Raw genomic sequence first — 21,364 nt, forward strand, 5'->3', positions numbered from 1 at the left:
GCCTCCGGCGGGAGTATTTCAGAAGCAAGGATGCGCACAAGCGCCTAGTCGAGACGGCGCAAAAGCGCGTCGCGGTCCAGCGCAAAGCCCGAAGCGATCCAGTCGGTCTCGAGTGATGTCAGCGCCTGACCCAGTGCTGCACCCTGAAGCTTTGGCATCAGATCAGCGGGCTTGATCGGAAAGACGGCCGCCGCCCCGCGCGCGATGGCGGCCCGGGTGCCAGGCGCGGGCGGGGTTTCGAACAGGGCGGCCCGCAACGCCATGATGTCCCACGCCATGTCAGCCCCATGGGCATAGGCCAATGCATCGGGCGGGGTGGCGCTGGCCATGCCGGCATTCAAGATCGCCAAGCGCTGACGCTGGGCATTTGACAGGCGCAGCTGGTCGGCCACATGCGCCCCGCCCAAAGCCGCCAGACGGCGGATCGGGTCGGGCGGCGCATCCTCGAGCGCGATGAGCAGCGGCAACAGCCGCGCATCGGCGCCGGGCAAGGCATGCGCCAGAACGCCCGATTGCGCCATGGCGGCAATCGCGGGTGCCGGATCGGGTGCGGCCAGCAGCTTTGTCATCTCGGCGCCGATCCGTTCGCGCGACAGGCCGGCGATGCCTTCGGCGAGCGCCGCACAGGCGGCCAGACCATCGGGATCGATCCCGCCCGCCGGATCGGCATACCAGGCGTGAAAGCGGAAGAATCGCAAGATGCGCAGGTAATCCTCGGTGATGCGGTCGGCGGGCGCGCCGATGAAGCGAAGCCGCCGCGCCGCAAGATCGGCCAGACCTTGCCCCGTGGGGTCAATCACCGCGCCATCGGCGGTGGCGTATAGCGCGTTCATCGTGAAATCGCGGCGCGCGGCGTCCTGATCCAATCGGTCGGTAAAGGCGACGGTGGCGCGCCGGCCATCGGTGGCAATATCGCGCCGCAGCGTCGTGATCTCATAGGGGCGATGATCCGCGATCAGCGTCACGGTGCCATGTGCGATCCCGGTCGGCACCGCCTTGATCCCGGCGGCCTTGGCCAGGGCCATCACACGGTCGGGGTGAGCATCGGTGGTGATGTCGATATCCTCGACCGGGGCACCGATCAGCCCGTTGCGCACACAGCCGCCGACAAACCACGCGCCGTGCCCGCCCGCCCGCAACAGGGCCATCACGCTGCGGCTGCCCGGGGCGGCCAGCCAATCGGCGGCCAGCATCATGGGACCACCCGATCAGCCATGGATTTGAGAATGCGCGCCGTGGCGCCCCAGATGTAATAGGGGCCAAAGGGCACCACGAAATAGCGCCGCCGGATGCCACGCCAACGGCGCCCTTCGATCCGGTAACGGGCCGGGTCCATGAGATGGCTGAGCGGCACACGAAACACTTCCGCCACCTCGCCCGCCTCGGGTTGGGGGATGAAATCACGTTCGATGCGAGCAATAACTGGAATAATGGAATAACCAGTTACAGTCTCGTGAATGGGCAGATCGCCCAACACCCGGACGCTGTCGGGGTCAAGCCCGACCTCTTCGCGTGCCTCGCGCAGGGCGGCGGCGGCGGGGCTTGCATCGCCCTTGTCGATCTTGCCGCCTGGCAGGGCGATCTGGCCGGGATGATGTTGCAGATGCGAGGCGCGCTTGGTCAAGATGACGTGGTCGGCCAGCACACCGATCAAGACCGCCGCGGGCTTGAGCACGCGCCCTGGCGGCAGCGTGATTTCAGGGTTGAGATCGTAATCCGACGAGGGCCGCGGCGGGACCGCAGCAAGCGCATCGATCAGCCGGTCAAGATCAAGCGGGCGCGCCATCACCCTCATCCGGGTCACTGACCGCCTCGAACCCCAAGGTGCGCGGATCGAAATCGTAATGCGCGCCGCAAAACTGGCAATCGGCCGTCACCCGACCCTCGGGGGTGGTCATGTGGCGGATGTCGCGGGCCGAATAGATCGACAGCGAGGTGCGCACCCGGTCGGCAGAGCAGGTGCAGCCGAATTGCACCGGCAGCGCGTCGAACACGCGCGGACCCTCCTCGTGAAAAAGCCGCAGCAACAGGTCGGTGGGCGCGACATGGGGGCCGACCAGTTCCAGCGCTTCGGCGGTGTCGAGCAAGATATTGGCGCGGGTCCAGTTTTCCCCCTCATCTTCGTCCAGAAGATCGGCGGCGGCCAGCAAACCGCCCTCGCCCGTGGCGCCTTCGGCCATCAGCGGCGAGGCTTTGGGCATGTGTTGCAACATCACGCCACCGCCGCGCCAGACCGGGGCTGTGCCGGGCGCGCGGCTTTCCCCAAAGCTGAGCTTGAAGCGCGTGGGCAGTTGTTCGGACTGGGCAAAATAGGCCTCGGCACAGGCCGAGAGCGACCCACCGGCCAAAGGTGTGAACCCCTGATAGGGGGCCGTGCCCTGCCCTTGATCGAGCAAGACGGCGAAATAGCCATTCCCGATCTGGCCAAAGGGATCGGCACCCGGCACAAGGCGATCCTTGTCATAGCTGGCATAGGCGCGGATGCGGCCCGGCGTGCCGTCATCGGCGGGGGCATAGAAATCGGTGGCGATCAGACGCAGCGGACCATCGCCGCGCACCTGAAGCGACAGCTTCCAGCGCAGCTTGATGGTCTGGCCGATCATCGCCGTCAAAAGCACCGCCTCGACCACCATCGCCTCGACCTCGGGGGGGTAGCTGTGCTGAGCCAGAACGCGGTTGAGTGTCTGATCCAGCCGGGCCACCCGGCCACGGATGTCGGAGCGGTCAAGCTGGAATGGCAACACGGTGTCGTCCCAAGCTAATCTGGTCGTCAAGGTCATGGCGGGCTGTCCTGTTGTGCGGGCGCTGGGTTCCATATAGGCGCGCGGGCCGCAATCCCAAATCGGCCTGAAAACTGCATTGCCTTGCCTTGGGGTCAGCATCAGAAAGGATTTATCGAAAGTCTAAACATGGTATCTTTGGTCATGCGTATCTTGTTCGTGCATCAGAATTTTCCGGGCCAATACCGCGAGTTGTTGCAGTATTTGCTGGCGCAAGGCGGGCACCAGATCGTCTTTTTGACGCAGCGCAAGGGCGTGCCCCCGGTCAAGGGCGCGCAGATCGTGGACTATGCCCCGCATCACACACCCGACGAAAGCGCCTATGCGCCCACGAAATACTGGGAGGAATGCGTCGGCAACGGGCTGGGCGCCAGTTTCGCGGCGCAAAGGCTGCACGCCGACGGGTTCGTGCCCGATGTGATCCTTGGCCATGTGGGCTGGGGCGAACTGACCTTTCTCAAGCAGGTCTGGCCGAACACCCCGATCATCGGGTTTTTCGAGTATTTCTTTCTGGCGCATGGCGGGTCGGTCGGTTTCGATCCGGAATTTCCCGCATCCGAGCATGCGCCGTTTTTGATACATGCGCGCAATGCGGTAAACTTTGCCAACATCCAGACGGTCGATCTGGGACAGTCGCCCACCTGTTTCCAGCGCGACACCTATCCGGTCAGCTTCCACGACAAGATCTATGTATGCCATGACGGCATCCGCACCGACCAGCTGCGGCCGAACCCGCAAGCCCGGGTGCCGCTCAACCGGCTGGGCCGCGCCGTCACGCGCGAGGATGAGATCTTCACCTACATGGCGCGCAACATGGAACCCGTGCGCGGCTTTCACAAATTCATGCGTGCCTTGCCCCGGATTCTGGCCGAACGCCCCAAGGCGCGCGTGCTGATCATCGGGGGCAACGAAGTATCCTATGGCAAGCCAAGCGATGCGGCGGGGGGATACCGTGCGGAACTGGAACGCGAAATCCACGATCAGGTCGATTGGACCCGCGTGCATTTTCTGGGCAAGGTGCCCTATGGCGCCTATCAGCAGATCATTCAGGTCAGCCGATGCCACATTTATCTGACCGTGCCTTTCGTGCTGTCGTGGTCCAGCATGGAGGCGATGTCGATGGGGGCAACCATCGTGGCCTCGGATACGGCCCCGGTGCGCGAGGTGATGCGCCATGGTCAGACCGCGATGCTGGTGGATTTCCACGATCACGCCGCACTGGCCCGACAGGTGATCGAGGTGCTGGAACGGCCCGGGGATTTCGCCCATCTGGGCGTGGCCGCGCGCCAGCACATGATCGATGCCTATGATTTCGAGCGGTGCTGCCTGCCCGAGCATATCGCGCGCATCAACAGCGTGCTGCCGCGCGCCAAGGCCATCGCCCTGCCACGTTGACGCGGGTCAATTCGCAAGGTTCGCGGACTGGTTGGCCAAACCGAACACCGCACCCACCAGACCAAAGATCGTCTGGGCCGAGGTGATCGGGCTTTCCGTGACCAGCACCAGATCGCCATGCGCGATGTGGAAATTGCGTGCGCTGAACAGCCCGTCGGCCGAGGTCAGATCAAGGGTGAACACCACCCGCGCCTGCCCCGGCCCGGACCCGTCGGGGCGCAGCGCGCCTTGGGGGTATTCCCGCAAGATCAGAATGCCGCCCGGATTGCCCCGCCGGCTTTCCACACCCCCGATGATCGCGATGGCATCCAGCGCGCTGGGGTTGTCTTGCGTAAAGGGATGCTGGCTTTGCCGACCGGCCGCGCCGAGCGACAGGAAATAGCGCCGATCCTCGTCGATCAGCACCTGATCGCCGCCGACAAGCCGGGTGTCGAGCGCGGGGTCGGCATAAAGCCGGGCAACCGAGGTGCCAAAGATATCACCGCCCCGGATCAACCGGACCTGCGGATTGACAAGCCCGGCGCGCACCCCGCCGCCCGCTGCAATCAGGTTCAGCACCGAAAAATCGGCATCCGGCATCGCATAGGCGCCGGGCGCACCAACGCCCCCGACCAGATCGACGGAATTCGTCGGCCCTTCGACCATCGCAAGCTGCACCTGAGAGGCGGGGATCACGCGGTCGATATCTTGTTGCAAGACCTCGCGCGCCGCTTGCACCGTCATGCCCGCAAGCACAACATTTCCGACATATGGCAAGAATACCGTGCCATCGGGGGCCACGTCCAATGCGCTGATCTGAACCACGCGCTGACCGGCAGGGGACAAAAGCGAGCTTTCGTTGCTGTCCCAGATCGTGATTTCCAGCGTATCGCCGGCGGCGATCACATGCGCGCGGGCCCCACGGCTGGCGGGGATCCAGCCAAGATGTTGTTCGCCCACCCGCGGCCAATTGGCCAACTCTGCCAGAAAGGTCCGGGTCACGGGATGCACCGCAAAATCGGCTGTCTCGCCTTGTGCGACCGACAAGATCTCGCGCTCGACCGCGGCGCCGCGCGGCAGGCCCGCACAGCCCGCCAGAACAAGGGCTGCGATGAGCCCGCCCATCAGGCGGCGGATACGATTCTGTGGCATCTGCACCCTATCGACACGGTCGCAACCTGTTTACCCGGCCCGATCACAAGGTCAACTTTGGTTTTTTGACATCCAAAGATTACCAAAAGAACCAAAGGCAACAGGCAAAACAACCTGGCCGATACAGTTTTTTCACGCATCGCGCGGCATCTTTGCCTTGAACCGATGGGGCAAAGCGTGATTGCGTCCCCAAAAGGCAATCAGATCCGGCAACATGACATCTCGCATTCTCTTGACCGGTGGGGCGGGCTATATCGGGTCGCACACCTATGTCGCGCTTTGCGCGGCCGGGCATGAGGTTGTCATCCTTGACAATTTCGCCAATGCGCGGCGGTCGGTGCCCGAAAGGCTGGAACAGATCACTGGCCGCCCTGTCCGCGTGATCACGGGCGATGTGCGCGATGGTGCGATGCTTGATGCCGCCTTTGCGCGGCACGGCTTTGATGCGGTGGTGCATTTCGCGGCGCTCAAGGCCGTGGGCGAAAGCATGACCAGACCGCTCGATTATTTCGATGTGAATGTGGGCGGTCTGACCACAGTGTTGCAAGCGATGGAGCGCGCCGGGTGTCGGCGGCTGGTGTTTTCATCTTCGGCAACTGTCTACGGCGTGCCTGATGAAACCCCCACACCCGAGATCGCCGAATTGCGCGCGATGAACCCCTATGGGCAGACAAAGATCATCGGCGAGCAGATGCTGGGCTGGCTGCAACAGGCCGACCCGCGCTGGGCGGTGGGCATCTTGCGCTATTTCAACCCAGCCGGCGCGCATGCTTCCGCGCTGATTGGCGAAGATCCGCGTGATATTCCCAACAATCTGATGCCCTATGTCGCCAGGGTCGCGCTGGGCGCATTGGACCGCATCGCGGTTTTTGGCGACGATTACGACACCCCCGACGGCACCGGGGTGCGCGATTACATCCATGTCGAGGATCTTGCGCGCGGGCATGTCTTGTCGCTGGCGCGGCTTGTGGGCAGCGGCATGGGCCATGTCGTCAATCTGGGCACCGGGCGCGGTCATTCGGTGCTGGAGGTGATCGCCGCCTATCAGCGCGCCTGCAACCGCCACCTGCCCCATGTCATCATCGACCGGCGCGCGGGCGATGTGCCGATCTATGTGGCGCGCGCCGACAAGGCGGCCGAGGTTCTGGGGTTTCGCACCGAAAAGACGCTTGATGAGATGTGCGCAAGCTCATGGCAGTGGGTGTCGACGGCCGAGGGTCTGACATGACGCGCAAGGCATGTGTGACCGGGTCGGCGGGGTTCATCGGCTACCATCTGTGCAAGCGGCTGCTCGATGCGGGCTGGCAGGTTGTGGGCATCGACGCGCTGACCGATTATTACGATGTCACGCTCAAGGAGCGGCGGCAGGCAATGCTGATGCAGAACCCGGGCTTTCGCGCGGTCAACGACCGGATCGAAGCGCCCGGCGTCTTGCATGATCTGATGGCAGCGTTGCAACCCGATGCGGTGATCCATCTGGCCGCGCAAGCCGGTGTGCGCCATTCGATCGAGGCGCCTGAAAGCTATGTCGAATCCAATCTGATCGGCACCTTTCGCCTGCTTGAAGCGATCCGCGCGGTGCGGCCTGCCCATAGCCTGCTGGCCTCGACCTCGTCGGTCTATGGCGCCAACACCGACATGCCCTATGCCGAAACGGCCAAGGCCGATACGCCGATGTCGTTTTATGCCGCCACCAAGAAAGCCAATGAGGCGATGGCCCATAGCTACGCCCATCTTTACGATCTGCCGATCACGATGTTCCGCTTTTTCACGGTCTATGGGCCCTGGGGGCGGCCTGACATGGCGCTGTTCAAATTCACCAAGGCGATCCTCGAAGGGCGACCCATCGATCTTTACAACCATGGCGACATGCGGCGCGATTTCACCTATGTCGACGATCTGGTTGAGGGGATCATCCGCCTGATCGACGTGGCCCCGCAGCGCCCCGCCAGCCTTGATGGCGTGCCGCCGGGCGACAGCCTCAGCCCGGTCGCGCCCTATCGCGTGGTCAATATCGGCCGGTCCGACAGCGTGGCGCTGACCGAATTCATCGCCGCAATCGAGGCCGCGACAGGCAAGACCGCGATCCGCAACCTGATGCCGATGCAGCCGGGCGATGTGCCCGCCACTTGGGCCGATGCAACGCTGTTGCAGCGCCTGACCTGCTACAGACCCCACACCCCGATCTCCATCGGCGTTGCCCGTTTTGTCGAATGGTATCGCGCCTATTACGGGGTCTGACCGACCGGATCAGGCCAGCCCTGCGCGCAAGCAATCATGCAGATGCAACAGGCCCACCGGGGCGCCCGCGTCATCCACGACAAACAGCGCTGTGATGCGGTTTTGCGACATCACCGCCATCGCCTCGGCGGCCAGATCATCGGCCCCGATGACGCGGGGGCTGCGGGTGGCCACCTGACCGGCGTTGCGGTCCATCAGATGATCGATGTTGCGCCTCAGGTCACCATCCGAGATGACACCAATCAGGCGCCCGCCGGCTACGACCCCAGCGATGCCAAAGCTTTTCTCGCTCATCACGATCAGGGTTTCGGTCATCGGCTGATCCGCCGACACCAAGGGCAGGGCCGCGCCCGAATGCATCAGTTGCGCCACCTTGGACAGTTGCGCGCCCAGTTTGCCACCGGGATGAAAAGTGCGGAACTGTTCGCGCAGAAACCCCCGCTGTTCCATCACCGCCACCGCCAGCGCATCCCCCAAGGCCAGCGTCAGCGTGGTCGATGTGGTGGGCGCCATGCCGATCACGCAAGCTTCGGGCGCGAGCGGCAGGGTCAGCCGGAAATCGGCGGCCCGCATCAGCGTGCTGTCGGGATGGCCCGAGATGCCGATCATCGGAATGGAAAATCGCGCCACATGGGCGACCATGTCGCGCAATTCGGCGGTTTCGCCGGAATTCGAAATCAGGATGGTCAGATCGCCCGGTGTGACCATGCCAAGATCGCCATGGCTTGCCTCGGCCGGATGCACGAAAGCCGACGGCGTCCCGGTGGAGGCAAAGGTCGAGCTGATCTTGCGCGCGATATGGCCCGATTTGCCGATCCCCGACAAGATCACGCGCCCCTTTGTGGCAAGGATCGCGTCCACCGCAGACGCAAAATCGGCGGGCAAGGCATCGGCCATGGCGGTAACGGCCGCCCCTTCGATCTGCAGAACGCGGCTTGCGGTTGCGCGAATGGCGGCTTTTTGATCTTCGGTCATGACCAACCCATAGCCCAGGCGCCCGCTTTTGGCGAGAGGGGGGATTTCCCGCCCGCGCCGCTTCTGGCACAAGTGCCTGAGCCAACCGGAGGCCCCGATGAACAGACGTTTCGGCAACTGGCCCGAACCCGGCCGCCCCTACATGCCGCGCCCCGGCGTTTATGCGGTGATCGATGCGGGCGACGCCATTCTTGCCACCTTTCAAGATGAACCCCGCCCCGAGCTGCAACTGCCCGGCGGCGGCATCGACCGCGGTGAGCCGCCCCTGCGGGCGCTTTACCGCGAGGTGATGGAAGAAACCGGCTACATCATCCATTCCGCCCGGCGGCTGGGGATGTTTCACCGCTATACCTACATGCCGGAATACGATCTTTACGCCCAAAAACAATGCCATATCTATCTGGCGAAGCTGGGTCCGCGCCGGGGTGATCCCACCGAACCCGGCCACAGCGCAGTGTTCTTGCCATGGGCGGTGGCCGCCGAACGGCTGGCGGTATCGGGCGATCGGCATTTCCTGCGACAGGTTTGGGCCACGCGCGGGCGCTAGCCGCCCGCCCCGTGAAACTCGATCAACACAGCCGAGGCATCATCGGGAAAACTGTCCGACCCGGCATGAGCGGCCAATCCTGCCTCAAGGGCCGCCATGAAGCGCGGGCCGCTCAGATGGGCGGCCTGAGCGACCAGTCGGCAAAGCCCCTCCGCCTCCAGCGCGCGCCCTTGGGGGTCGGGGCATTCAAGCAACCCATCCGAACACATCAGCATCCGGTCACCGGGATGCAGGCCCAGCTTGACGCTTTCATACTTGGCCCCCTCGATCAGGCCGATCGGCAAGCCACCGGCACCCACGACATCCACCCGCCCATCGGCGCGCAAGATGATCGGGTGCGGATGGCCCGCCTGCACAAGCCACATCCGACCGCTGACCAGATCGAGAAAGCCCAGCACGAGCGTGAAATAGCGCTCGGCCTGAATTTCGCTCAGGATCAGCGCATTCAGACGTGCGGCGGCCAGATGGGGTGCCAGCGCGCACAGCGTGCCATCACGGCGACGGGTCAGCGCGATGTTCTGATCGGGGGTCGCGGCACTCAAGATGCCCGCAACCCGCGCGGCGATCATCGCGGCGGCCACCCCATGCCCCGACACATCCAGCGCGAACACGCCAACGGTGCGCGCATCAACCGGGAAAAACCCCACCATATCGCCGCCAATATGCCCCGATGCCTTGAGCCAAAGCGAGACATCGGTTGCCCCGAACCGGCGGAAACGATCCTGCATCTGTGCGCTTTGCAGGCGCCGCGCCTCATCGAGATCTTGATCAAGCGCGTTGTAAAGCGTGCGGATCTTGCCCAAGGCGCCTGTCAAAAGCCGGTTCTTGTGGACCAGATCGCGCTGCATCGCCACGATCCGCCCCCCGGCGGTCAGGCGCGCACGCAATTCCGGCGGGCACAGCGGCTTGGTCAGGAAATCATCCGCCCCCGCCTCCAACCCTTCGGTCAGGGCGCTGTCTTCGCTGCGCGAGGTCAGCAAGATGACATAGACATAGCCTTCACGGCGCAGCGCGCGCAGCCGACGGCAAAATTCCGGCCCGGTCAGCCCCGGCATCACCCAATCGCTGATCACCACGCCGATGGTCGGGTCCATCGCCGCCGCCAAGGCCGCGTCCGGCGTGGCGCATTCCACCACATCATGGCCCCAGCGGCGCAACAGCGTGCTCAACAGCATCCGCTGCGCACGGCTGTCATCCAGCACCACCACCCGTTGGGGATCGGCGGCCGTATCGGTGAGGGACCATGTAAGCTGGTCGGTGGCATGCAGCATCTGGGCACAAGATCAGGGGCGGTTCCCCCCCAATTGCACCCCTGCGGGTTAACGCCGTGTGAAGCCGACAATGCAACGCATCGCATGGCACGCGCGCAACACCTCGTTAATCAAGTGGCTCTAGCGTCGGAGCCAAGCGGCAAGAAAGGCGCCACGATGATCGACTGGTCCAGATTGAACGCCTTGAGAACCGACATCGGCGAGGCGGATTTTCACAGCGTCACCGCCCTTTTCGTGACCGAAATGGGCGAGCGGCTGGCCCTTTTGGGCGCAAATCCCGCCACCGCCACGGCCGAGGATTTTCATTTCCTGCGCGGCAGCGCGGCCAATCTTGGATTGGCAACGATGGTCTTGTCGTGCCAAGCCGCCGAAGCCGCCTGTCGCGCGGGCGCGGCACCCGATATCGGGGCCGTGGCGGATGCCTATGACGCCGCAATGGCCGCCCTGGCGATGGCGATTCCCGGCCTGCCCAGCGCTGCCTGATCGCTTGCGGGTCAGATCAGGAAATCTGACAGAACCTCGTCTTGCGAGATGTCGCGAAAGCCAAAGCCGCGCGCGGTCACACGTTCGACCATCCGGTCGAAGTTGGCCGGATCATCGGTTTCGATCCCGATCAGCACCGAGCCGAAATTGCGGCTGTTCTTCTTGAGGTATTCGAAGCGCGCGATGTCATCGCCCGGCCCCAGCAGATCGAGGAAATCGCGCAACGCACCGGGGCGCTGGGGCAGGCGCAAGATGAAATACTTTTTCAGCCCCTGCCATTTGCGCGCGCGTTCCTTGACCTCGGGCAGGCGTTCGAAATCGAAATTCCCCCCCGATGTGACGCAAACCACCGTCTGGCCTGCGATCTGGTCGGCCAGTTGGGGCAGCACATCGACCGACAGGGCGCCGGCGGGCTCCAACACGATGCCTTCGATATTCAGCATCTCCTGGATCGTGACACAGATGCGGTTTTCGGGCGCGATCAGCACATCTTGCGGCGCCAGTTTGCGCAGCACCTCAAAGGTCAGATTGCCGATCCGCGCCACTGCCGCGCCATCGACGAAGGTATCGGTGATCGGCACCGTCGTGGGCGCCCCATGCGCGAGGGCAGCGGTCAGGCTGGCGCCGCCGGCGGGTTCGACCAGCGTGAACCGCGTGCGCGCACCCATCCCGTCAAGATAGGAAATCATGCCCGCCGACAGCCCGCCGCCGCCCACCGGCAAGATCAGCCGGTCGGGCGCGCGGCCCATTTCCTCCATCATCTCGACCGCGACCGAGGCTTGGCCTTCGATCACATCGGCATCGTCGAAAGGCGACAGGAAATGCGCGCCGGTTTTCGCGCAGTCCGCCTTGGCGGCGGCCAGCGTTTCATCAAAGAAATCGCCCGTCAGCACGATCTCGACCGTACCGGCACCAAAGGTGCGGGTTTTCATGATTTTCTGCTCGGGCGTGGTCACGGGCATGAAGATACGCCCCCTGACCCCGAAATGCGCACAGACAAAAGCCACGCCCTGGGCGTGATTGCCCGCGCTGGCACAGACAAAATTGCGCCGACCGGGATCGGCGGCCAGCGCCTTGCGCATGGCGTTGAACGCGCCGCGCAGCTTGTAGGATCGCACCGGCGACAGATCTTCGCGCTTGAGCCAGATCTCGGCGCCAAAGCGCTCGGACAGATAGGCGTTGCGCTGCAAGGGCGTGGGCGCGAACAGATCGCGCAGCGCTTGCGTGGTGGCACGGGCTTTTGGGGCAAAATCACTCATGCCACTGGCCTGCCGCAAGCGCGCGCTCGTGTCCAGCCTCAGTTGCAGGCGCTCACCTTGCCCCGGGCCGGAAAACCCGGTATCGCCCACGCGGTCATTCCTGAACGCGACGGAGCCCGCCCATGCCCGCACCCAAAAAGGTTGTTCTTGCCTATTCCGGTGGTCTTGACACCTCGATCATTCTGAAATGGCTGCAAACCGAATACGGTTGCGAGGTTGTGACCTTTACCGCCGATCTGGGTCAGGGCGAGGAACTGGAACCCGCCCGCGCCAAGGCCGAGCTGATGGGCGCCAGCGCCATCTACATCGAGGACCTGCGCGAAGAATTCGTGCGCGATTTCGTCTATCCGATGTTCCGCGCCAATGCGCTTTATGAGGGGCTTTATCTGCTGGGCACATCGATTGCGCGGCCGCTTATCTCAAAGCGGCTGGTTGAAATCGCGCGTGAAACCGGCGCCGATGCGGTGGCCCATGGCGCGACCGGCAAGGGCAATGATCAGGTTCGCTTTGAGCTTTCCGCCTATGCGCTGAACCCTGAAATCAAGGTGATCGCGCCGTGGCGCCTGTGGGATCTGACATCGCGCACAAAGCTCATCGATTTTGCGGAAAAAAACCAGATCCCGATCGCCAAGGACAAGCGTGGCGAAGCGCCGTTTTCGGTCGATGCGAACCTTTTGCACACCTCGTCCGAGGGCAAGGTGCTGGAAGATCCCGGTCAGGAACCGCCCGATTATGTCTATCAGCGCACCACCAACCCCGAGGATGCGCCCGACACCCCCGAAATGGTGGAAATCACCTTCGAGCGCGGCGATGCGGTGGCCATCAACGGCGTGGCGATGTCGCCCGCGACCATCCTGACGCGCCTGAACGAGATCGGCGGCACGCATGGCGTGGGCCGGCTCGACTTGGTGGAAAACCGCTTTGTGGGCATGAAGTCGCGCGGTGTCTATGAAACGCCCGGCGGCACGATCTTGCTTGAGGCGCATCGCGGGATCGAACAGATCACGCTGGATTCAGGCGCGGGGCATCTGAAGGATCAGATCATGCCGCGCTATGCCGAACTGATCTACAACGGCTTCTGGTTCAGCCCCGAGCGCGAGATGCTGCAAGCCCTGATCGACAAGAGCCAGGAGCACGTCAGCGGCACTGTGCGCGTCAAGCTTTACAAGGGTCATGCCCGCACCGTGGCGCGCTGGTCCGATCACAGCCTTTATTCCGAAAAGCACGTGACCTTTGAGGAAGACGCCGGCGCCTATGATCAGAAAGACGCCCAAGGCTTCATCCAGCTCAACGCGCTGCGCCTCAAGCTGATCGCGGCGCGCAACCGCCGGGTCAAGCGCTGAGGCGGGCAGAAATCGCGAGGAAGGCTGCCGCCCGTTTGGGAACAGCATGCGGCACGCATGCCCCAAACGGGCAGCGGATGGCCGGCCCCCCCGTTACGCCGCCGCCGCAGCGGGCGCGCGATCCTTGAGCGGCGTTTCCCTGATCGGCAGATGGACGATGGCCGACAGCGCGCCCACAGCCACACCGACCCACCAGACGGCGGTGTAATCGCCATAGGTGTCGTAAAGCGCACCCCCCAGCCAGACGCCGATGAAGCTGCCCAGTTGGTGGGAAAAGAACACCAGCCCATACAGCGTGCCCATGTAGCGCAAGCCATAAATCTGGCCGACCAGCCCGCTGGTCAGCGGCACGGTGGCCAGCCACAGCGCACCCATCACGATGGAAAAGGCGATCACCGTCTCGGGGGTGATCGGAAACATGATGAACAACCCCGCCGCCAGCGTTCGGCCCGTATAGATCAACGCCAACAGATACCGCTTGGGAAAATGATTGCCGAGCCACCCGGCCGTGATCGTGCCCACGATATTGGCCAGCCCGATGAGCGAGATCGCGACCGCGCCCAGCGCCGATGTGGTGGTGATGCCCATGCCATGCAGCAGCGATCCGGGCTCGATCGGGCCGCATAGCTCGGTCACGAAGGCGGGGAAATGCGCGGTGATAAAGCCAAGCTGATAGCCGCACGAGAAAAAGCCGATGAAGATCAGCGCGAATGACGGATCGCGGATGGCGCGGCCCACGATCTGGCCCATGCTTTCCTCGATCTCGGCCTTTGCGGTGCGGATCGGCGCGCGCAGCATCGGCAGCGCGAAAAGCGTTGTCATGATCATGGCGGCAAAGATCAGGAACACGGTCTGCCATGCGAACACCGACAACAGCGCTTCGGCCAATGGCGCGCCGAACACCTGCCCCGCCGATCCCGCGGCTGTGGCAATGCCCAGCGCGACCGAGCGGTTCTTGTCGGATGCCGCGCGCCCGACGATGGCCAAAATAACACCAAACCCCGTGCCCGCGATGCCAAATCCCACAAGGATTGCCAAAAGCTGGTGCTCGCCCGGCGTGATGGCATAGGCCGAAAACACCAGCCCGGCGGCATAAAAGATCACGCCCAGAAAAATCGCCCGCCGATCCCCGAAGCGTTCCGCGATGGCGCCAAAGATCGGCTGGCCAATGCCCCATGCCAGGTTCTGGATCGCAAGGGCCAGCGAAAAATCCGCGCGCAGCCAGCCGAATTCCTCGGCGATGGGGATCTGGAACACCCCGAAACTGGCCCGGACGGCAAAGCAGATCATGATGATGATGCACGAGCCGATCAAGACCGGCGTGAACATGGAGTCTTGGCGGGTCATTGGCACGGTTCCCCAGATTTTGATGTGATCCAATCACGGCCCGCACGCCCCTGCAAGACCCGCTTAACCCCGGCGGCGAATGGATGTAGTCACACCGCCATGGGACAGCATCTGCAAGCGATCTACGACACCCGGGTGGCCGAAGGGCTTTTGCGCCCCGATCCGGCGCAGCGGGCGGCCTTGTTGCGGCTGGAAACCCTGCGCGAGGCGTTGGAGACGAACCCCAAACCCCGCTCGGGTTTGCTGGCGCGGTTTTTCAAGCCGCCAGAGCCGACAGGCAAACAGGGCATTTACCTTTGGGGCGGGGTCGGGCGCGGCAAATCGATGCTGATGGACCTGTTCTTTCAGCACGCCCCCACAAGCCAGAAACGCCGGGTGCATTTCCACGCCTTCATGCAAGAGGTGCAATCGGCCCTGCACGAGGCCCGCAAAACCGGGGTCGAAGACGCGATCAAACCCGTGGCCGAGGGCATCGCCCGCAACCTCAGGCTTTTGTGTTTCGACGAAATGCAAATCACCGACATCACCGATGCGATGATCGTGGGGCGCTTGTTCGAAAAGCTGTTTGCCGCGGGCGTGATCATCGTCACCACCTCGAACCGGCACCCGTCAGACCTTTACAAGGATGGGCTGAACCGCCAGCTGTTCTTGCCTTTCATCAAGCTTCTGGAAGATCGGCTTGAGGTCGACCAGCTTGATGCCATGACCGATTACCGCCAGGATCGTCTTGCCGGGACCCAAGTCTATTTTTCACCCCTTGGTGCAGCGTCCGGCAAAGCCATCGACGACATCTGGCGCGATCTGACCGGCGGGCGGCACGAGGTGCTTTGTCTTGAGGTCAAGGGCCGCACTGTGCGCGTGCCGCGCTATTGGGCGGGCATGGCGCGGGCCAGTTTCTGGGATTTATGCGGCCAGCCCTTGGGGCCTGCGGATTATCTGGCGCTGGTGGGCGCGGTCAAGCTGTTGGTGCTGGAGGGCATCCCGCGCCTTGATGCGAGCAAGTTCAACGAGGCCAAACGTTTCGTCACCCTGATCGACGCGCTTTACGAAGGCCATGTGCGGCTGATCGCATCGGCCGAAGACATCCCCGAACGGCTCTATCTTGAGGGAGCAGGCAGTTTCGAGTTTGAGCGCACCGCCAGCCGCCTGCGCGAGATGCAGGGTGCCGGTTGGGGCGACGGGCGCGACGCGCGGGATCGGGCCGAGGGGCTGACAGCGCCCACGCGATAGGCAAACCGCGCAAAATTTCGGCAATCACCGCCGGATCCGGCCCCTTGTCCGCGCCGCAACCGACAGGGATCGGCCCGCGCAATTGACCGCAGCGGCATCGCCCATAGGGTCGGAGTAACTTTACACGGAGTGTTCCATGATCCGCCTGTTGCAGTTTCTTGGTGCTGGGCTTTCGCTTGCGCTTGTGGCGACCGAGGCTGGGGCCCATGCCGGGGCCGGTGCGCATGGCGGTTTTGCCAGCGGCATCTCGCATCCCTTTTTGGGGCTTGATCATGTGATCGCCATGCTGGCCGTGGGTCTGTGGGCGGCGCGCCTGGGCGGGGCTGCGGTGTGGGTCTTGCCGCTGGTCTTTGCGCTGGTCATGGCCTTTGGCGCGGCGCTGGGGCTTTTGGGCATGGCGATTCCAGCGGTCGAGGAGGCCATCGCGCTGTCGGGGGTGGTGTTGGGCCTGTTCATCGCGCTGGCGCTCAAGGCGCCGGTCTGGGTCGCGGCCGGCATCGTGGGCGGATTTGCAATGTTTCACGGCCATGCGCATGGCACCGAATTTCCCGGCGGCGTGGGCCTGTCGGGCTATGCGTCTGGCGTTTTGGTGGGCACCGCGCTGTTGCATCTGGCGGGTGTCGGGCTGGCCCGCGCGCTGCGCGGCGCGAGGGGCGCACGCGGCCTGCAGGGCACGGGTGCGGGCATCACCCTGTTGGGCGGCGCTGCGTTGCTTGGGTTGGTGTGACGCGCGATCACCTGACCGGGATAGCCCGATTGCACGTCAGCCGCACGTCCATCGAATAGCCGTGCAAGGGCGTGAATGCGCCAAAATGTTGCCTTGCACATGATGACGCGGCTGAATCGCGGGCTTGCCCGCCAAGGGCTCACGCCGCTCTGGTTCAGCGGCACCGCAGGCTGTGGCCAGATCAGCTTCTTTCAATGCGCGGGCAACGCCCATAAAGCTACGACCGGTGCCAACCACCGCGACAGGGCCATCGACTGGGGCGAAAAATTTCACATGAATTTCATGATCTTGGTTGGTTCACGCGCAAGGACGCCCGCAGCGGCATTGAATTGATCCACACAAAAGCCGCCGTCATCGTGCGCGATCTGGGCGGCTTGGTCTGCCGCTGCTGCCACATCCGCTTCCGTGGCGTGCCCGGGTGGCCCATCGACCTGCGGCACCACAACGACTTTCCCCGCAATGACATTGGCATGGTATTGCCGATTAGCTCGAGGGGCGTTTCGCGACTGACGCGACATTGCGTCCGTCCTCACGCCATTCCGGCAAACCGCCAACCATGCGCCGGGCATTCAGACCCCGCTTTCTGAGCGTGCTGACCGCCTGATGCGCGTAGATGCAGTAGGGGCCACGGCAATAGGCGACGACCTGCGCATCGGGTGCAAGGCTGGGCAAGATGCGGTCCAGTTCGGCCAAGGTTGCGTTCAATGCGCCGGGAATATGCCCGGCGGCGTATTCATCGGCGGGCCGAACATCGAGAAGGGTCACGGCCCCATCTGCAAGTCGTTGGGCAAGTTCCGCGCGGCTGATGGGTTCGGGGGCGTCTTCGCCATCCGACAGGCTCAGCAAGATATCTTCGACCTGCGCGAGGTTCCGCTCCGCGACACTGCGCAGAAGGTCCATGAGTTGCAGCGTCTGGCCATCGGTCAGCCGGTAGATCACTGCCTTGCCGTCGCGACGGCTGGTGGCCAGGCCCGCGCGGCGGAGCTGTTGCAGGTGCTGCGAGCAATTCGCAAGGGTCAGGCCGGTCTTCTGGGCTAATTCCTCTACCCCGCGCTCCGCTTGGGCCAGTTGTTCCAGCAGCATCAGACGCGCCGGGGCCGACAGGGCGCGCGCAATCAGCGCGTATTCCGCAAGCAAAGCAATTTTGGGGCTGATTGACAAAGCCATTCTCCCATAGGTAGAACATTCAAGTGATTACTTGAATGATATCGCATATCCCACCCCTGACAAGGTCTGCGCAGCGTGCCCGACACAATCCTTGCCGCAGAACCGACGATCTGTCCGGCGGCATTGATGCGATGCGCCATGGCGGCCGCGCGCAGGCACCATGCCATCGCGCGCATCGCGACAAAGGGGCGGGTCGCATGACCGCGCGCGGATTCCCGCGCGGCATTCGCGAGAACCGGGTTCAGGTTGCACATCAGCTGATTCAGGTGATGCTGGTGGGGTTCGCCATCGGCATGACCCGCACGGTGGTTCCGGCACTGGCCGAAAGCGAGTTCGGGCTTGAGCGCGGCTCGTTCTTGCTGCTCACTTCTTTCGTCGTGGCATTTGGCGCGGTCAAGGCGGTGATGAACTTCGTTGCCGGGCGCTGGTCCGAACGGATCGGGCGCAAGCGTGTGCTGGCCTTTGGCTGGGTGGTGGCGCTGCCGATCCCGGTGATGATCTGGTATGCGCCCGACTGGAACTGGATCATCGCCGCGACGGTGCTTCTGGGCGTCAATCAAGGCCTTTGCTGGTCCATGACACAAACGGCCAAGCTCGACATCACGAAAGCCGAGGAACGGGGCCTCACCATGGGGCTGAACGAGTTCTCTGGCTATGTCGGCGTGGCGATCGCGGGCATCCTGACCGCCTATGCCGCCGAGTGGCTGGGGGCGCGCGTGGGCTTGCTTGTGTTCGGCATGGCCGTGGTTCTTCTTGCGCTGCTGCTCACCACGGTCTGGGTGAAGGATACGCTGCCCTGGGCCAAGGCGGAGACGGCCGCGCACAAGGCCGCACCCCCGAAGAACCCGCCGCGCTACCCGCAAGGCGTCTCCGAACACCCGACAACGCGCGAGGTTTTCGCGCTGATGAGCTGGCGCGACCGGCGGCTCTTGGCGATATCCCAAGCCGGGCTGGTCGAGAAATTCGTCGACGCGCTGGTCTGGGCGGTATTCCCTGTCTTCCTCGTGACGCGCGGTGCAACCCTGACCGGGATCGGCTGGATCGTCGGCACCTACGGCTTTGTCTGGGGCGGCTCGCAGCTTGTCACCGGGCGGCTGTCGGACCATGTGGGCCGTCATTTACCCAATGTGATGGGCATGTGGATCTGCGGCGCGGGCGTCGCGATGATGGTCTTGGGCACTGGCGCGCTTTGGTGGTCGGTCGCGGCGGGCGTGGCGGGCTTTGGCATGGCGCTCCTTTATCCGAACCTCTCGGCGGCGGTGGCCGACATCACCCCGCCCGCCTGGCGCGGATCAGCCATCGGCATATACCGCTTCTGGCGCGACCTTGGCTATGCCATCGGCGCGCTCGGCCTTGGCCTCGCCGCAGGCTTGAGCGGCGCAGCAGAGACCGCATTCTGGTTCGTTGCGATCTCCATGTTCGTCTCTGGCGGCGTGCTGTTCTGGCTCGGCGAGGAAACCCACCCACGGCTCAACCCGGCCAAACCGCCCGAAGCCGGGGGTGTGGCGACGCGGCATGGATGCTGATGCGTTTTGCACCATTCGCGATCTTGCGATGGCAGTGAACTTGGCCTGACGCCATGCCAGCAGGCAGAGCCGTCTGGCCTGTCTGACGCTGGCGATCGTCAAGCGGCAGGTCGACGGGGCGGACGCCCCGAGCATCATTGTCATGCAGCTTTCCGAAAGGGCTGCTTTGCGTCGGCGGACATGGTCCGGCGTGGTGTTTGGACAGGCCGAGCGACGCAATCGGGCGCTTTGCTGGGGTTCCACTCGATCTGTGGCCGGCCGCTGCCATCGCGGGTGCAATGGGGGTTTGTCAGGTCTGGGCGGTCCGTCGTCAGAGTTTTGCGGCCCATCTTGGATGGTTCTCATCCACGACGAACCTGTGTGTGTGGTGTCTGTGACCCATCAGATGCGGGTGATCGAGCGGCAGGTTGTCATGGCTATGCGCGAACGCCTCTGGGTCATGGGCGGGCCAGAGCCACAACACCGCCACCACGCCCACAGCACCGATGCCTGCCAGGACCAGCGCCGCAGCCGACAGCCCCGCGCCCGCGCCGACCCAGCCTGCCAGCGGATAGGTGACCAGCCAGCAGGCGTGTGACAATGCGAACTGGGCGGCAAAGACCGCGCCCCGGTCAGCCTCGCGCGCGGAGCGGTTGATGATCCGCCCGATGGGGGTCTGGGTCAGGGAAAAGCCAAAGCCGATGATGGCCCAAAGGGCGATCAGCGCGGCAAGGCTGCCGACCATCGGCACCAGCGCCACACCCGCGACCATCAGCGCCGCGCCGCCGATCATGACGGGGCGGTCGTCCAATCGGGTGAGGATGCGCGGCAAAAGGAACGCGGCCAGCATCGAGCCAGCCCCAAAGCCTGCAAAAGCCAGCGCCACGGCTTCCTCGCCCAAGCCTAGCCTGGCCTTCACCAGAACGACCGTGTTCACATAGACCATGGCGCCCGCGGCGGCGACGGCGGCCTCCATCACCATCAGCCCGCGCAGGCGGGGGGTGGCCGTGTAGATGCGGACGCCCTTGGTCACATCGGCCCAGAAATGGCTGCCCTCGGCCCGCGCCCGATCCGGCAGGCGGGCGGTCACCACCAGCAGGGCCGAGGCGACAAAACCCGCGACCGTGCCAGCGAACAGCACCGGAAAGCTGACCACTGTCAGAAGCAGCGCCGCAAGGATAGGGGAGGCCAGTTGTTCGAGGTCTTCAGCCAATCTGAGCAGCGAGAGGGCGTTGGTATAGTCGCCCTCATCCTTCAGCACGTCGGGGATCACGGCCTGAAACGCCGGCGTGAACCCGGCTGAAGCCGCCTGCAACGCGAAGATCAGCACATAGACCTGCCAGACCTGATCGACGAAGGGCAGGCAGGCGATCACGCCCGCGCGGATCAGGTCCAGCGCCACCAGAAAGGCCCGGCGCGGCAGGCGTTCGGCAATCGCGGCCGCCACCGGCGCCAGCGTCACATAGGCCACCATCTTGATCGCCAGCGCTGTGCCCAGCACCGCGCCCGCAGTATCGCCCGCCAATTGCCAGGCCAGAAGGCCAAGTGCCACCGTGGCCAGCCCCGTGCCAAGCAGCGCCACAAGCTGGGATGCGAAGAGATGACGGAAGGTCGGGTTGCGCAGGGTGCTGAGCATGGCGCTACAGATACCGGGCGATGGTCTTGAGGTCGGCGCGATCCTCCTCCGAATGTTCGGTATCGAGGCAATGATCAATATGGTCATGGATCAGCGCGCGCTTGGCGTTTACCACGGCCTTTTCCACGGCATGGAGCTGCTGCGCGATCTCGAGGCAGGGCTTGCCCGCCTCGATCATCTCGATCACCGCGCGCAAATGCCCGTCGGCGCGTTTCAGCCGGGCGATCAGGGCGGGGTGGGTTGCGTGCAAGTGCGGTTTTGACATAGATTGAACCTATCCCCCCGGGGAGGATAGAACAAGACGGCACCGCACGCGTGCCGCAAGAG

At 64.1% G+C, this 21,364-nt stretch carries 21 protein-coding genes and 1 pseudogene; 10 read left to right on the forward strand and 12 right to left on the reverse strand.

Annotated features, from left to right (window positions below; translation table 11 throughout):
* Window positions 1-44: 44 nt before the first annotated feature.
* The 3 genes from Q0094_RS03460 to Q0094_RS03470 are packed head-to-tail and all read right to left on the reverse strand — an operon-like array spanning window position 45 to window position 2,780.
* The gene (locus tag Q0094_RS03460; RefSeq protein WP_297615258.1) at window positions 45-1,196 is read right to left on the reverse strand and encodes a CCA tRNA nucleotidyltransferase; all 1,152 of its coding nucleotides are present in this window, start codon (window positions 1,194-1,196) and stop codon (window positions 45-47) included.
* Window positions 1,193-1,786, reverse strand: a complete 594-nt coding sequence (locus Q0094_RS03465) for a CoA pyrophosphatase (RefSeq protein WP_297615260.1) — start codon at window positions 1,784-1,786, stop codon at window positions 1,193-1,195. The genes Q0094_RS03460 and Q0094_RS03465 overlap by 4 nt, the downstream gene beginning before the upstream one ends.
* Window positions 1,770-2,780 carry an Hsp33 family molecular chaperone HslO gene (locus Q0094_RS03470; RefSeq protein ID WP_297615262.1) on the reverse strand — a complete coding sequence of 337 codons (1,011 nt, stop codon included), beginning with the start codon at window positions 2,778-2,780 and terminating at the stop codon, window positions 1,770-1,772. Before Q0094_RS03470 ends, Q0094_RS03465 begins: the two co-directional genes overlap by 17 nt.
* A 144-nt stretch (window positions 2,781-2,924) precedes the next feature.
* Between Q0094_RS03470 and Q0094_RS03475 the strand changes: the two genes are divergently transcribed.
* A complete protein-coding gene (locus Q0094_RS03475) occupies window positions 2,925-4,175 on the forward strand; it encodes a glycosyltransferase (protein WP_297615264.1) in 1,251 nt (416 codons plus the stop codon).
* Window positions 4,176-4,181: 6 nt separating this feature from the next.
* Here the strand turns inward: Q0094_RS03475 and Q0094_RS03480 are convergent, their stop codons facing one another.
* Complete coding sequence (locus Q0094_RS03480; RefSeq protein WP_297615266.1) at window positions 4,182-5,306, reverse strand: polysaccharide biosynthesis/export family protein; 1,125 nt, start codon at window positions 5,304-5,306, stop codon at window positions 4,182-4,184.
* A gap of 214 nt (window positions 5,307-5,520) precedes the next feature.
* Here Q0094_RS03480 and galE point away from each other — a divergent pair, with 214 nt between their 5' ends.
* Both galE and Q0094_RS03490 read left to right on the forward strand, forming a co-directional pair.
* Window positions 5,521-6,534 carry a UDP-glucose 4-epimerase GalE gene (gene galE / locus Q0094_RS03485; protein ID WP_297615268.1) on the forward strand — a complete coding sequence of 338 codons (1,014 nt, stop codon included), beginning with the start codon at window positions 5,521-5,523 and terminating at the stop codon, window positions 6,532-6,534.
* A complete protein-coding gene (locus Q0094_RS03490; protein WP_297615270.1) occupies window positions 6,531-7,547 on the forward strand; it encodes an NAD-dependent epimerase/dehydratase family protein in 1,017 nt (338 codons plus the stop codon). The genes galE and Q0094_RS03490 overlap by 4 nt, the downstream gene beginning before the upstream one ends.
* A 9-nt stretch (window positions 7,548-7,556) precedes the next feature.
* On the opposite strand, the gene Q0094_RS03495 is transcribed toward Q0094_RS03490, so the two are convergent.
* Window positions 7,557-8,522 carry a KpsF/GutQ family sugar-phosphate isomerase gene (locus tag Q0094_RS03495; protein WP_297615272.1) on the reverse strand — a complete coding sequence of 322 codons (966 nt, stop codon included), beginning with the start codon at window positions 8,520-8,522 and terminating at the stop codon, window positions 7,557-7,559.
* A 97-nt stretch (window positions 8,523-8,619) separates the two neighbouring features.
* Here Q0094_RS03495 and Q0094_RS03500 point away from each other — a divergent pair, with 97 nt between their 5' ends.
* Window positions 8,620-9,069, forward strand: coding sequence for an NUDIX hydrolase (locus Q0094_RS03500; RefSeq protein ID WP_297615276.1), 450 nt, complete (start codon window positions 8,620-8,622; stop codon window positions 9,067-9,069).
* Here the strand turns inward: Q0094_RS03500 and Q0094_RS03505 are convergent.
* The gene (locus Q0094_RS03505) at window positions 9,066-10,340 is read right to left on the reverse strand and encodes a PP2C family protein-serine/threonine phosphatase (RefSeq protein WP_297615278.1); all 1,275 of its coding nucleotides are present in this window, start codon (window positions 10,338-10,340) and stop codon (window positions 9,066-9,068) included. The genes Q0094_RS03500 and Q0094_RS03505 overlap by 4 nt on opposite strands.
* A gap of 156 nt (window positions 10,341-10,496) precedes the next feature.
* Here Q0094_RS03505 and Q0094_RS03510 point away from each other — a divergent pair, with 156 nt between their 5' ends.
* Complete coding sequence (locus tag Q0094_RS03510) at window positions 10,497-10,823, forward strand: Hpt domain-containing protein (RefSeq protein ID WP_297615280.1); 327 nt, start codon at window positions 10,497-10,499, stop codon at window positions 10,821-10,823.
* 11 nt (window positions 10,824-10,834) lie between these two features.
* Here the strand turns inward: Q0094_RS03510 and ilvA are convergent, their stop codons facing one another.
* Entirely contained in the window at window positions 10,835-12,082 is a 1,248-nt protein-coding gene (gene ilvA / locus Q0094_RS03515) for a threonine ammonia-lyase IlvA (RefSeq protein WP_297615282.1), read from the reverse strand.
* A 122-nt stretch (window positions 12,083-12,204) separates the two neighbouring features.
* Here ilvA and Q0094_RS03520 point away from each other — a divergent pair, with 122 nt between their 5' ends.
* Window positions 12,205-13,425, forward strand: a complete 1,221-nt coding sequence (locus Q0094_RS03520) for an argininosuccinate synthase (RefSeq protein WP_297615284.1) — start codon at window positions 12,205-12,207, stop codon at window positions 13,423-13,425.
* A gap of 93 nt (window positions 13,426-13,518) precedes the next feature.
* Here the strand turns inward: Q0094_RS03520 and Q0094_RS03525 are convergent, their stop codons facing one another.
* The gene (locus Q0094_RS03525) at window positions 13,519-14,772 is read right to left on the reverse strand and encodes an MFS transporter (RefSeq protein ID WP_297615286.1); all 1,254 of its coding nucleotides are present in this window, start codon (window positions 14,770-14,772) and stop codon (window positions 13,519-13,521) included.
* A 99-nt stretch (window positions 14,773-14,871) separates the two neighbouring features.
* Between Q0094_RS03525 and zapE the strand changes: the two genes are divergently transcribed.
* The 3 genes from zapE to Q0094_RS03540 all read left to right on the forward strand — a co-directional run bounded on the left by zapE (window position 14,872) and on the right by Q0094_RS03540 (window position 17,062).
* Window positions 14,872-16,002 carry a cell division protein ZapE gene (gene zapE, locus Q0094_RS03530; protein ID WP_297615288.1) on the forward strand — a complete coding sequence of 377 codons (1,131 nt, stop codon included), beginning with the start codon at window positions 14,872-14,874 and terminating at the stop codon, window positions 16,000-16,002.
* 136 nt (window positions 16,003-16,138) lie between these two features.
* The gene (locus Q0094_RS03535; RefSeq protein WP_297615290.1) at window positions 16,139-16,729 is read left to right on the forward strand and encodes a HupE/UreJ family protein; all 591 of its coding nucleotides are present in this window, start codon (window positions 16,139-16,141) and stop codon (window positions 16,727-16,729) included.
* Between the two features lie 99 nt (window positions 16,730-16,828).
* The gene (locus tag Q0094_RS03540) at window positions 16,829-17,062 is read left to right on the forward strand and encodes a hypothetical protein (RefSeq protein ID WP_297615293.1); all 234 of its coding nucleotides are present in this window, start codon (window positions 16,829-16,831) and stop codon (window positions 17,060-17,062) included.
* A gap of 150 nt (window positions 17,063-17,212) precedes the next feature.
* On the opposite strand, the gene Q0094_RS14475 is transcribed toward Q0094_RS03540, so the two are convergent.
* Both Q0094_RS14475 and Q0094_RS14480 read right to left on the reverse strand, forming a co-directional pair.
* A complete protein-coding gene (locus tag Q0094_RS14475) occupies window positions 17,213-17,629 on the reverse strand; it encodes a rhodanese-like domain-containing protein (RefSeq protein ID WP_366940212.1) in 417 nt (138 codons plus the stop codon).
* Window positions 17,630-17,641: 12 nt separating this feature from the next.
* Window positions 17,642-17,896, reverse strand: a pseudogene (locus Q0094_RS14480) (metalloregulator ArsR/SmtB family transcription factor); the annotation flags it as partial.
* A gap of 197 nt (window positions 17,897-18,093) precedes the next feature.
* Here Q0094_RS14480 and Q0094_RS03550 point away from each other — a divergent pair.
* Window positions 18,094-19,422, forward strand: a complete 1,329-nt coding sequence (locus tag Q0094_RS03550) for an MFS transporter (RefSeq protein WP_297615297.1) — start codon at window positions 18,094-18,096, stop codon at window positions 19,420-19,422.
* Window positions 19,423-19,732: 310 nt separating this feature from the next.
* Here the strand turns inward: Q0094_RS03550 and Q0094_RS03555 are convergent, their stop codons facing one another.
* A complete protein-coding gene (locus tag Q0094_RS03555; protein WP_297615299.1) occupies window positions 19,733-21,037 on the reverse strand; it encodes an MFS transporter in 1,305 nt (434 codons plus the stop codon).
* 4 nt (window positions 21,038-21,041) lie between these two features.
* Window positions 21,042-21,302 carry a metal-sensing transcriptional repressor gene (locus Q0094_RS03560; protein WP_297615301.1) on the reverse strand — a complete coding sequence of 87 codons (261 nt, stop codon included), beginning with the start codon at window positions 21,300-21,302 and terminating at the stop codon, window positions 21,042-21,044.
* Window positions 21,303-21,364 lie beyond the last annotated feature (62 nt).

The sequence above is a fragment of the uncultured Roseicyclus sp. genome (assembly GCF_937892565.1).
Lineage (GTDB): Bacteria > Pseudomonadota > Alphaproteobacteria > Rhodobacterales > Rhodobacteraceae > Roseicyclus.

Excerpts from the sequence above, each read along its gene's own strand:
- Q0094_RS03475 (WP_297615264.1), top strand. The coding sequence starts at position 2,925 with ATGCGTATCTTGTTCGTGCATCAGAATTTTCCGGGCCAATACCGCGAG.
- Q0094_RS03525 (WP_297615286.1), bottom strand. The coding sequence starts at position 14,772 with ATGACCCGCCAAGACTCCATGTTCACGCCGGTCTTGATCGGCTCGTGC.
- Q0094_RS03505 (WP_297615278.1), bottom strand. The coding sequence starts at position 10,340 with ATGCTGCATGCCACCGACCAGCTTACATGGTCCCTCACCGATACGGCC.
- Q0094_RS03520 (WP_297615284.1), top strand. The coding sequence starts at position 12,205 with ATGCCCGCACCCAAAAAGGTTGTTCTTGCCTATTCCGGTGGTCTTGAC.
- Q0094_RS03495 (WP_297615272.1), bottom strand. The coding sequence starts at position 8,522 with ATGACCGAAGATCAAAAAGCCGCCATTCGCGCAACCGCAAGCCGCGTT.
- Q0094_RS03465 (WP_297615260.1), bottom strand. The coding sequence starts at position 1,786 with ATGGCGCGCCCGCTTGATCTTGACCGGCTGATCGATGCGCTTGCTGCG.
- zapE (WP_297615288.1), top strand. The coding sequence starts at position 14,872 with ATGGGACAGCATCTGCAAGCGATCTACGACACCCGGGTGGCCGAAGGG.
- Q0094_RS03560 (WP_297615301.1), bottom strand. The coding sequence starts at position 21,302 with ATGTCAAAACCGCACTTGCACGCAACCCACCCCGCCCTGATCGCCCGG.
- Q0094_RS03550 (WP_297615297.1), top strand. The coding sequence starts at position 18,094 with ATGACCGCGCGCGGATTCCCGCGCGGCATTCGCGAGAACCGGGTTCAG.
- Q0094_RS03490 (WP_297615270.1), top strand. The coding sequence starts at position 6,531 with ATGACGCGCAAGGCATGTGTGACCGGGTCGGCGGGGTTCATCGGCTAC.
- Q0094_RS14475 (WP_366940212.1), bottom strand. The coding sequence starts at position 17,629 with ATGGACCTTCTGCGCAGTGTCGCGGAGCGGAACCTCGCGCAGGTCGAA.
- Q0094_RS03535 (WP_297615290.1), top strand. The coding sequence starts at position 16,139 with ATGATCCGCCTGTTGCAGTTTCTTGGTGCTGGGCTTTCGCTTGCGCTT.
- Q0094_RS03540 (WP_297615293.1), top strand. The coding sequence starts at position 16,829 with ATGATGACGCGGCTGAATCGCGGGCTTGCCCGCCAAGGGCTCACGCCG.
- Q0094_RS03510 (WP_297615280.1), top strand. The coding sequence starts at position 10,497 with ATGATCGACTGGTCCAGATTGAACGCCTTGAGAACCGACATCGGCGAG.
- Q0094_RS03470 (WP_297615262.1), bottom strand. The coding sequence starts at position 2,780 with ATGACCTTGACGACCAGATTAGCTTGGGACGACACCGTGTTGCCATTC.
- Q0094_RS03480 (WP_297615266.1), bottom strand. The coding sequence starts at position 5,306 with ATGCCACAGAATCGTATCCGCCGCCTGATGGGCGGGCTCATCGCAGCC.
- Q0094_RS03500 (WP_297615276.1), top strand. The coding sequence starts at position 8,620 with ATGAACAGACGTTTCGGCAACTGGCCCGAACCCGGCCGCCCCTACATG.
- Q0094_RS03555 (WP_297615299.1), bottom strand. The coding sequence starts at position 21,037 with ATGCTCAGCACCCTGCGCAACCCGACCTTCCGTCATCTCTTCGCATCC.
- galE (WP_297615268.1), top strand. The coding sequence starts at position 5,521 with ATGACATCTCGCATTCTCTTGACCGGTGGGGCGGGCTATATCGGGTCG.
- Q0094_RS03460 (WP_297615258.1), bottom strand. The coding sequence starts at position 1,196 with ATGATGCTGGCCGCCGATTGGCTGGCCGCCCCGGGCAGCCGCAGCGTG.
- ilvA (WP_297615282.1), bottom strand. The coding sequence starts at position 12,082 with ATGAGTGATTTTGCCCCAAAAGCCCGTGCCACCACGCAAGCGCTGCGC.